The 8,801-nt window shown below is 52.1% G+C and carries 10 protein-coding genes and 2 tRNA genes; 7 read left to right on the plus strand and 5 right to left on the minus strand.

What is annotated here, in order from left to right; all coding sequences use genetic code 11:
- Positions 1-110 precede the first annotated feature (110 nt).
- The 3 genes from GOV45_RS05530 (at position 111) to GOV45_RS05540 (ending at position 997) form a co-directional block, all read left to right on the plus strand.
- Positions 111-422: an ETC complex I subunit gene (locus GOV45_RS05530; RefSeq protein ID WP_170475249.1), complete on the plus strand. Its 312-nt coding sequence runs from the start codon at positions 111-113 to the stop codon at positions 420-422.
- Positions 423-899, plus strand: a complete 477-nt coding sequence (locus GOV45_RS05535; protein WP_170475252.1) for a GNAT family N-acetyltransferase — start codon at positions 423-425, stop codon at positions 897-899.
- Positions 900-920: 21 nt separating this feature from the next.
- Positions 921-997 (plus strand) — tRNA-Arg (locus GOV45_RS05540).
- A 435-nt stretch (positions 998-1,432) separates the two neighbouring features.
- Here the strand turns inward: GOV45_RS05540 and GOV45_RS05545 are convergent.
- The 3 genes from GOV45_RS05545 to GOV45_RS05555 form a co-directional block, all read right to left on the minus strand.
- Positions 1,433-2,335, minus strand: coding sequence for a hypothetical protein (locus GOV45_RS05545; RefSeq protein WP_170475254.1), 903 nt, complete (start codon positions 2,333-2,335; stop codon positions 1,433-1,435).
- Positions 2,336-2,613: 278 nt separating this feature from the next.
- Positions 2,614-2,689: transfer RNA gene (locus GOV45_RS05550), tRNA-Val, on the minus strand.
- Between the two features lie 83 nt (positions 2,690-2,772).
- A complete protein-coding gene (locus GOV45_RS05555; RefSeq protein WP_170475256.1) occupies positions 2,773-4,026 on the minus strand; it encodes an aminotransferase class V-fold PLP-dependent enzyme in 1,254 nt (417 codons plus the stop codon).
- A 188-nt stretch (positions 4,027-4,214) separates the two neighbouring features.
- Here GOV45_RS05555 and modA point away from each other — a divergent pair, with 188 nt between their 5' ends.
- Genes modA through modC form a run of 3 tightly spaced genes read left to right on the plus strand, consistent with a single transcriptional unit; the run spans position 4,215 to position 6,774 of the window.
- A complete protein-coding gene (gene modA / locus GOV45_RS05560; protein WP_170475258.1) occupies positions 4,215-4,985 on the plus strand; it encodes a molybdate ABC transporter substrate-binding protein in 771 nt (256 codons plus the stop codon).
- Between the two features lie 2 nt (positions 4,986-4,987).
- On the plus strand, positions 4,988-5,680 hold the full coding sequence (gene modB, locus GOV45_RS05565; RefSeq protein WP_170475260.1) for a molybdate ABC transporter permease subunit: 693 nt from the start codon (positions 4,988-4,990) through the stop codon (positions 5,678-5,680).
- The gene (gene modC / locus GOV45_RS05570; RefSeq protein ID WP_170475262.1) at positions 5,677-6,774 is read left to right on the plus strand and encodes a molybdenum ABC transporter ATP-binding protein; all 1,098 of its coding nucleotides are present in this window, start codon (positions 5,677-5,679) and stop codon (positions 6,772-6,774) included. Before modB ends, modC begins: the two co-directional genes overlap by 4 nt.
- On the opposite strand, the gene GOV45_RS05575 is transcribed toward modC, so the two are convergent.
- Both GOV45_RS05575 and GOV45_RS05580 read right to left on the minus strand, forming a co-directional pair.
- Entirely contained in the window at positions 6,771-7,682 is a 912-nt protein-coding gene (locus GOV45_RS05575) for a Hint domain-containing protein (RefSeq protein ID WP_170475264.1), read from the minus strand. The two genes, modC and GOV45_RS05575, sit on opposite strands and share 4 nt — an antisense overlap.
- Positions 7,683-8,195 (minus strand): toxin-activating lysine-acyltransferase, encoded by a 513-nt coding sequence (locus tag GOV45_RS05580; protein ID WP_170475266.1) that lies wholly within the window; start codon positions 8,193-8,195, stop codon positions 7,683-7,685.
- A 205-nt stretch (positions 8,196-8,400) separates the two neighbouring features.
- On the opposite strand from GOV45_RS05580, the gene GOV45_RS05585 reads away from it, so the two are divergent.
- Positions 8,401-8,799: a hypothetical protein gene (locus tag GOV45_RS05585; protein WP_254444601.1), complete on the plus strand. Its 399-nt coding sequence runs from the start codon at positions 8,401-8,403 to the stop codon at positions 8,797-8,799.
- The last annotated feature ends 2 nt before the right edge of the window (positions 8,800-8,801 follow it).

Raw genomic sequence — 8,801 nt, forward strand, 5'->3', positions numbered from 1 at the left:
TCGCCGGTTGGGTGCTGCTACTGCGAGATAAAGTTGCGACATTTGTCATCTTGTCCCTGCGAACTCGCTGACGCATAAACGTGCTCAGCCAGTGAGTATGGAGAGGCGGCATGCGCGCGCGAATTTTTCAACCTTCTCGGAACGCCATGACTTCGGGCATGGCAAAAACTCGGAAATGGGTGCTGGAATACGCACCTGCATCTTCGCGCGAGGTTGACCCGCTTATGGGTTGGACTTCTTCCTCGGATACGCAATCTCAGGTGCGTTTGAAATTCGACACCAAGGAAGCGGCGCTCGATTACGCAAAGGACAACGGAATTGACGCGACAGTTAGCGAACCTCATGGGCGTAAACCAAACCTTCGTCCCCGGGGATACGGCGAGAATTTCGCCACCGACCGCCGTAGCCCTTGGACCCATTAAGTGATCGAGATCCGGCCGGCTGATCCGGGTGCGGACGAGATGCGCCCTATCATTGAGGCGCATCTTGCACATAGCTGGGATGCAACGCCTCAGACCTCGAACCATACATTTGATGCTGTCGCGTTGAGTGCGCCTGGTGTCCGATTCTTTGGGCTTTATGAAACAGGTAAAGCCCTTGGCTGCGGTGCGCTGAAATCCCTACCCGACGGAACCGCCGAAGTGAAATCCGTGCATATAATAGCAGACGCTCGCGGTCGTGGGTTGGCGCGAGTGATGATGAAATATCTGGCTGATCTTGCCGGATCGGAAGGGATATCTGCTTTGGTCCTTGAGACCGGAGCGGCGCATTTGCCTGAATACACTGCCGCTCGAAAGCTTTATGAAGCGTTAGGATATTCCTATTGCGGGCCGATATTTGGCTATAAAGAAGACCTCAACAGCGCCTTCATGCGCTTGGCCCTTGAACCTGGTTCATAAAAGCCGCAAGAAGGCCGCAGCGGTCCCGTAGCTCAACTGGATAGAGCAGCTGACTTCTAATCAGCAGGTTGAGGGTTCGAGTCCTTCCGGGATCGCCATTTGAATTGAAAACGGCAGTTCCTCACACTGGGCAAGGAGACTACCGCCGAATTTTTCGATACAATTAACAAAGTTTCCGTTATGGTTATCAGGTAAAAACCCACCGTCTCACAAATGATTGAGAGTGTAAGGTGGTGTTAGGGGCTGGATAAGGGGGTCTTGACCAGCCCCTTTCTTGTTTCGGTAACCTTACGGAACAAGCTGTCCATAAAACACGATGTATCCGAACCAGTGCGATTAGGCATTGGGGGGGGTACACGGAAAATCCAAAGAAATTGTCAGACGCATTTCAATAACGCTGTCAGGTTGTCAATCGAGACCAATGCAATTGGTGGAATCTGGGGACTCTTGTTGAAGGCTGCGAGTTCCAAACTATCAACCACCCGAAGCGATGTGAATAACGCCCTGCGCTTTTGGTCGTTATCAGTTGCTATTCAGAGATTACCAGTGGCGCCGCGCTCTTCACGGATGCCAAACTCGGCTAGAGCTTGTTGCGTGTCTCGCTGCGTCATCTTGAACTCGTCGATGTATCGGGTTTTGTAGCGTAGTCGACCTTTTGCTTCCTGCAGGTTTTCGCCATGCCCAATGACGTACATCATGGCGTGAAAGGGGACGTAGTTTAGCTGCATTAAATCGTTACGGTTGGAGAGGCCAATTAACCTGTGGCTTAATTCAGGTAAAACCGGCACATCCAATTTTGTCTGGCCGAATTGGCACCTCCACGCCACGCAGGACCCGCAAGTGGAATCGAAAGACTTCAGCTTTGAAAGCCTGGGTGGGAAATTAGCAAATCCACGACCGGTCAACTTGCGAAACACGTTGTCCAGCCGCCGCGGTACAAGCGCAAAACCAAACGGTCCTTCCTGTTTTCGAATTGCGTCCTTGTCCGCGCGGTGCAAAGGAGCAGTCTCTCCGGTAGTGGTATTGTACATAAAACCCTTGTCGATCAGGTATCCTGACGGGTCGCGGGTTTCGACCATGTAATCTACAAGCTTTGGATGTGTCAGATCATCAGCATCTAGACAGAATAAATATGCATCACCACTTAGAATTTGGGAGCAGAACTCAGTGATGGAGCGCCGTTTCTCACCCTTGTCAATTCCTGGAGCTGGCTTTGTAAACCGCAGAAAAATTACCTGATCGTCAAAATCAATGCCATCTGGTTGTGTCTGACCGCAAACAACGGCCATCCAGTTTGGGTTGGTTTGTCTGCGCAAGGTTTCAATTGTTTGCCCCAGGTTTTCACAAACTTGGGACCAGTCACGCGCCCTGTGACGTGCAATAAGTGGGATCGAAAAAACCACAGTTGGATTGACGGCGACCGGGTCACAAGTCATGGTCTTTCGCCACGTTTCGATGCTCTCTCTATTAATTTTCGGTTGTTGTGCAGCGAAGGACATTATGCAGTATTTTCTTTCTCATCACTCTGGAGGTGTCTTGCTCGATATTTTGACATATGGGTTGATTATGGCGCTGGTACTTGGAAAGAGCGTTTTAAGCTATCGAATTATTTTTCCAGCAAGTTCGCAGCACCCAAAGAGAACGCTAAAGGGAAATGACGGCGTCTACTTGCGATCGCTAAAATTTCAGGATCAAACGCTTGCACTAGGTAAAATGGTGGGTGATGAGAGACTCGAACTCCCGACATCTTCGGTGTAAACGAAGCGCTCTACCAACTGAGCTAATCACCCGTGATGGGGGATTTAGCTAACGCGGCACGCAGACGCAAGAGGGTTAGCAGAAATTCTTTCGCCAATAGTGCAGGTGTCTGCGCTTAGGCGCGCAAGTCTTTTAAGGCGGCAAGTAGTTGCGCGACTTCGTGTTCAGTATTGTAGTGACAAAGCGAGATACGGATACAGTCATTTAATCCCAGTGGGTCAAGTACATTTCCGCTATAATGATCAGCTTTACGGGTGTGGGTACGAATTCCCTGAGTGTTCAACTTTGTAACGACATCTGCGGATGGCATGTCTTGAACAACTACGGACACCAACCCTTCGCGAGCGGGGTTGTCCGTCCCGGCCAAAATTTTGATGTGATCCATATCTCGCAATCCAGGGAGGTTACCTATGCCGTTGATCATTGCCCCAGTCAGATGAGTTTCGTAAGCGCGGATAGCCTGCCCGGCAGCCACAATCCTGTCTCGACGGTCCGATGCGTCTGATAGCTGTGAGCCAACCCATTCAAAGTATTCGACAACATCTGACATTGTTGCGTAGGCCCCAGTGTCGCGTGTACCGAATTCCCATCCCTCGGCCGGTGCGTCTATCAGTTGATCATGGGGTAAAGCAGTCAACCGATCCGATATCCAGGCCACACCGTATCCGTGGCGCGAAAAAACCTTATAAGGCGAAATTGCATAGCCATCGACATTGTAGCTGTCCAGATCCATCTGGCCATGCGCTGCATGTTGAATTCCATCCACGATGATGAAGCATTCAGGGGCAACCTCGCGAATTGCATGCGCAATGGCCGCCACGTCCATGCCCATCCCCGTGACTGGCGAGGCATGCAGGACCGTCGCAACAACCACATCCGGTGTCATCAACATTCTATAGTCTTTTGCAGTGACAAGCCCGGTTGCGTCATCGTGGGGCACGTTGACATAGTTCAACCCGGCTATCTCGGCCCAACGACGCGCAGCGCTGCGACTGGCGGGGTGTTCTATGGAACTTCCGATGACTTTGCAGCCCGGCTGAGCATTGACACATGCGGTACGGATCATTCTGAACAGCAGTTCGGTTCCGCTTTCGCCCACAAAAAACTGGCCACCAGAGGCGTTCATGAAAACGGACAAATCGGCTTTGGCTTTGTTAATGATGTTGACCAATGCATGGCTGGCCACGTTGTCGCGCCCTTGATTATCGGGGATTGCAGCAAATTTTGCGGAGGTTTCGACCACTGACTTCAGCGTCAGCGCTCCTCCTGCGTTTTCAAAGAAGATGCGCGGCCCTTGAAACGGGCATGCGTCGACATGAGCGAATCTGGCCCGGATCGCATCGATCAATTCGGGTTTCTGTTGCAACATGAGATGTTTCCTATCTTTCCTAGCTGCAGGTCAGCCTGAATTTGGTGAAGGATCAATCCAATTCGCGACAGAAAACGGTCAATATCACACTTGCACCTGAATTGGTTGTAAAGAAAGGGGTCTTGCCTGTCATGCATAGCCTCCGATATGCCCACATTGACTGCAACCAATTGAGTCAGAGGCACATGATGACCCGGGTTTTCCGTTGCCTTATTGCGGTACTTGCACTTTTTGTAGCGTCGGCAGCCCCTATCCGGGCTGGCGCCGAGGGAGTTCTGGTGTTTGCAGCGGCTAGCCTGAAGACTGCACTGGACGCCATTGTCGCGCGATATCAGGAAGAATTCAGCCAGGACGTCACTGTTTCGTATGCGGCGTCCTCTGTTTTAGCACGGCAAATTCAACTGGGCGCCCCTGCCGAGTTGTATATCTCAGCCAACCAAGACTGGATGGATGTGTTGGAACATGAAGGGTTGTTGGATTCAGTTTCGCGAATTGACTTGCTGGCCAATAATCTTGTTTTGATTGGTCTAAAAGGCGGCGATCCAATAGAAATAGAACCCACGCTGGACCTGCAATCACAATTGGACGGAGGGTATCTGGCCATGGCGCTTGTAGATGCGGTTCCGGCGGGAATTTACGGCAAAAGTGCGTTGCAGACTCTGGGTATTTGGGACACCGTAGAGGGGCAGATTGCTCAGGCTGACAACGTGCGTGCGGCTTTGGCGTTGGTGGCAACAGGAGCATCGCCATTGGGGATCGTGTACAATTCCGACGCAACGGCAGAAAATAGGGTAGATGTGCTTGGAACTTTCCCCCAGGATACGCACTCTCCGATCATATATCCGGCGGCTCTGATGCAAGCGGCGAGCGCAGACGCGCAGAATTTTTTTGAGTATCTGCAATCCGAAGCATCACAAGCGGAATTCCAGAGACAGGGCTTTACCCTGCCGGGGCAGTAATCATGGGATGGCTCGGACCTGCGGAGCTTGAAGCATTGCGCCTTTCTTTGCGTGTCTCTTTCTGGGCTACGGTGGTGTCCTTACCGTTAGGTATATTTGTGGCTTATGCTTTGGCGCGCTGGCGTTTTCCCGGGCGCCAGGTTGTGAACGGGCTCGTGCATCTACCGTTGATCCTACCACCTGTCGTGACCGGTTATCTTTTGCTTTTGACTTTCGGAGTGCAAGGCCCCATTGGTCGTTTATTGGCTGAGGTCGGAATTGTCGTTGCCTTCCGCTGGACTGGCGCAGCATTAGCTGCTGGGATCATGGCATTTCCGCTTATGGTCCGTGCGATCCGTCTTTCGATCGAGGCGGTGGATCCACGGCTTGAACAAGCGGGTTCCACCCTTGGCGCATCTAGGTTTTTTGTCTTTTTAACAGTCACTTTACCGATGATCCTGCCCGGAGTTATTGCCGGAGCAATTTTGGCATTTGCCAAGGCGATGGGGGAATTTGGGGCCACAATTACATTCGTTTCCAACATCCCGGGGCAAACTCAAACATTGCCATCGGCGGTTTACGCTTTTTTACAAGTGCCGGGAGGCGAGGCCGCAGCCACTAGGCTGGTCATTATCTCGATCGCTGTTGCCATGACTGCATTGTTGCTGTCGGAATATGTCGGTCGCCGTGCCGCGCAACGGGTGGCAGGATCATGAGCCTTTCCGTTCGCCTCCAACACCAATTGCCTGGCATAGCTTTGGACCTGAACTTTAACGCGCCTTCAGGTGTAACCGTTTTGTTCGGGCGGTCGGGATCGGGCAAAACAACGGTTGTTAATGCAGTGGCCGGGCTATTGCGACCCCGGGCTGGGCAGGTCACAATTGATAATCGAATTCTTTTCGACGCGGAAAGAGACATCTGGTTGCCGCCGCACCGTCGTCGTCTGGGATACATCTTTCAGGAAGGGCGGCTGTTCCCTCATCTGAATGTACGTCAAAATCTATTATATGGCCGCTGGTTTGCACCTCGGGGTGCACGTCGTGAAAACCCCGACCGCGTGATTGAGATGCTGGGGATTGGGCATCTTCTGGACCGCCGCCCAGCGAAGTTGTCTGGTGGCGAGAAACAGCGCGTTGCCATCGGTCGTGCGCTGCTTGCAGCGCCGCGTCTGATCCTTGCGGATGAACCTTTGGCGGCGCTGGATGACGCACGAAAGGCCGAAATACTTCCCTATTTAGAACGGTTACGAGATGAGGTATCGGTGCCCATCCTTTACGTAACCCATTCAGCCGCCGAAGTCGCGCGGCTGGCAACGTTTGTGGTAGCTTTGCAAGAAGGCAAAGTTGTTCGCCAAGGACCCGCGTCCGAGGTTCTTTCTGACCCGTCTATCGCACCCGCTGGTATCCGCGCGGTAGGTGCGGTGCTGCAGGTCCGTGTGGCCCGTCACCATGACGACGGATTGTCCGAATTAGATGCCGGCGGGGCACGTCTGTTCTTGCCCCGCATTCCTCATCAGATCGGAGAGGAGTTGCGCATACGCATCCCGGCGCAAGAAGTCATACTGTCTGATCGAAAACCCGAAGGACTATCGGCGCTGAACATTCTGGATGGTCAAGTCGAAGCGGTGCGATCCGGCGAAGGACCCGGTGCGATTGTATCCCTCAAGACTCAGGCCGGAGTAGTGCTGGCGCGCGTCACCCGTCGATCCGTTGATGTGTTGGGGTTGCAGCCCGGCAGCCATTGCTATGCCGTAATAAAAACCGTTGCCTTGGCCCCACAGGACGTTGGCGGACCAGCAGGATCAATTTAGGCCAGAGCCATCGCTTCGTGCTCTCGTAAAATCAATCGTGCGGCATGACCGAAGCCCATTTGGTTTTGCGTCGGGCGGTCAGAAAAAATGTCTGCCAATTCCTGCAAAGCGTCAGACGACAGGGTGTGTAAGGTTTCTTCGCCAAGAAACAGACTTTCGGCCTTGGCCCCTTCTGCCGTCAAAATTTCATGATGATCCATTAGAATATGCAGGTAGGTGACGGGTTCATCAGACATGTCTATTACAATGCCCGGCCATGCGCATAGATGTTTGGCGGCGACAAGTACCTCGGGCGCGCCGAACAAGATCTCGATTTTTGGGCCGCCGATCAGTATTCGGTGCTGCTGTGAAACCAGCAGATCCCTTCTGGGCAGACCGCCACCAAGACTGCCTGCAGAGATTCGAACGGGCCGCATTGCCGGGTTGCGCCTCAATCGCTCATGGGGCAGCAAACTACTTTCTATCCAGCGGATTGGCTGAAGCCCTCGATCCGCTGTCATAACCCTGTCGCCGACAGACAGGCTCTCTATTGCAGCGATGCCATGTTCTGTTTCGATTAAAGTTCCTGCGGTGAAACAGACCCCTTCAATAGTAACGGTAATGATTTCTGGTGCCGAAGTGAAAGGAGTTGTGCCAATTACCGAGACGGTTGTTGCCGTGACTTGGACTGCGAAAGTATCGATTAAAACCTCGCCGTCATCCAGATTGTCAAAGATTGTGGGATCAACAGTATAGGTCCACTCCCCAGTATCCGGATCGACAGAAGCCGTGCCGAAAGTTGCTGGCGTTGAAATCTCCCAATCTTCATCGATGATAGTCAGCGGGCTAACTGCGTCCAAATCTCCCGTCGCCACATTTGGTGGGTCGTCCGTCACAAATCCAGTGGTGTCACCCGTTACTGAAACCATCTATGTGCCTTCCTCGCTGAGGACTTGGGCGAATTCTTTCTTGCGGTAAAGTTTCATATGAACTTCACCTGCGCTATCACGAGTCCATTCCACGATTCTATTGCGGGTCATGTCGCTATCCATTCTGTTGGTGCGAACTCTTGGATGAGGAATTTCCTTTTTTAACCTTTCGACGATTTGATTGGTTTGGCCAAATGGAGCCACCAAGTCGATGATCCAAAAAGATGAACCACAAGTGAAGTCGGCCTCTTTCAATGCTTCTTCTTTGACGGCATAGCGATATTCGGCTTCAGGATTGAGACCCGCAAACGTCACAAACCCACGCGGAAAACCATTTTGCCGGAAGATGTGATATTGCCCCAGACGAAATGGCGTTTCAAACGCGTAGAGCACTTGGCCAAGTTTGCGCCCACTATGTATTTTGGTGAGGGAGGCCAGATAGAATAGGGCACCTAGATCTGCGTATTTTTCCGGAGGCAGATCAAACCAGTCTTTTGGAAACGGTTTTTTCAAATGGCACCTAAATTAGTGGAAATATCGAACTAGTGCCCGATATCATTATCAAACAAAGGTTCTTTCCACGGGGTTTTGTCGTGCGGTTCATCAGCCTAAGCGGGTGTTTCCCCATGGGATGGAATGTCGTAGGTTTGGCGGGTTAATTGGCGAAAGCACTTAAATCCGATAATTGGCAATGGGATGTTTAGCGATGCGATCTGGCATGATTTTGACTTTGGTTGCTTTTGCGGCAACTTCCGCCTGGGGTCAAGGCGTTGGTTTTGGCTACAAACTCAGACCGCAATTCAGAACCCAGATCACACCGCTAAAGGATGGAACTTTTCAGGTGAAACCTGTCGGCGGGTCCTCCGCTGCCGTTACTTATTGGTGTGGGATAGGTGATTACGCAGTTCGTACGTTGGGTGTTTCAAACTCGCAACGGATTTATGTTTCGAAAGCCTATGAAAAAGGTGCTCGCACAGTCAATTTTTCATTCACACCTCCGCCGGGTGCGGATACCAAATCGGGGTATTCCCTGACGGTCAATAGAGTCGGCGAGAATCTGTCCGCCGCTTCGGCGCAAAACTATTGTTTCGACAATTTCATAGACATGGGTTTCTAGGC

Origin of the sequence: Ruegeria arenilitoris (assembly GCF_013035425.1) — a bacterium.
In the GTDB taxonomy this organism is placed as follows: domain Bacteria; phylum Pseudomonadota; class Alphaproteobacteria; order Rhodobacterales; family Rhodobacteraceae; genus Ruegeria; species Ruegeria arenilitoris_A.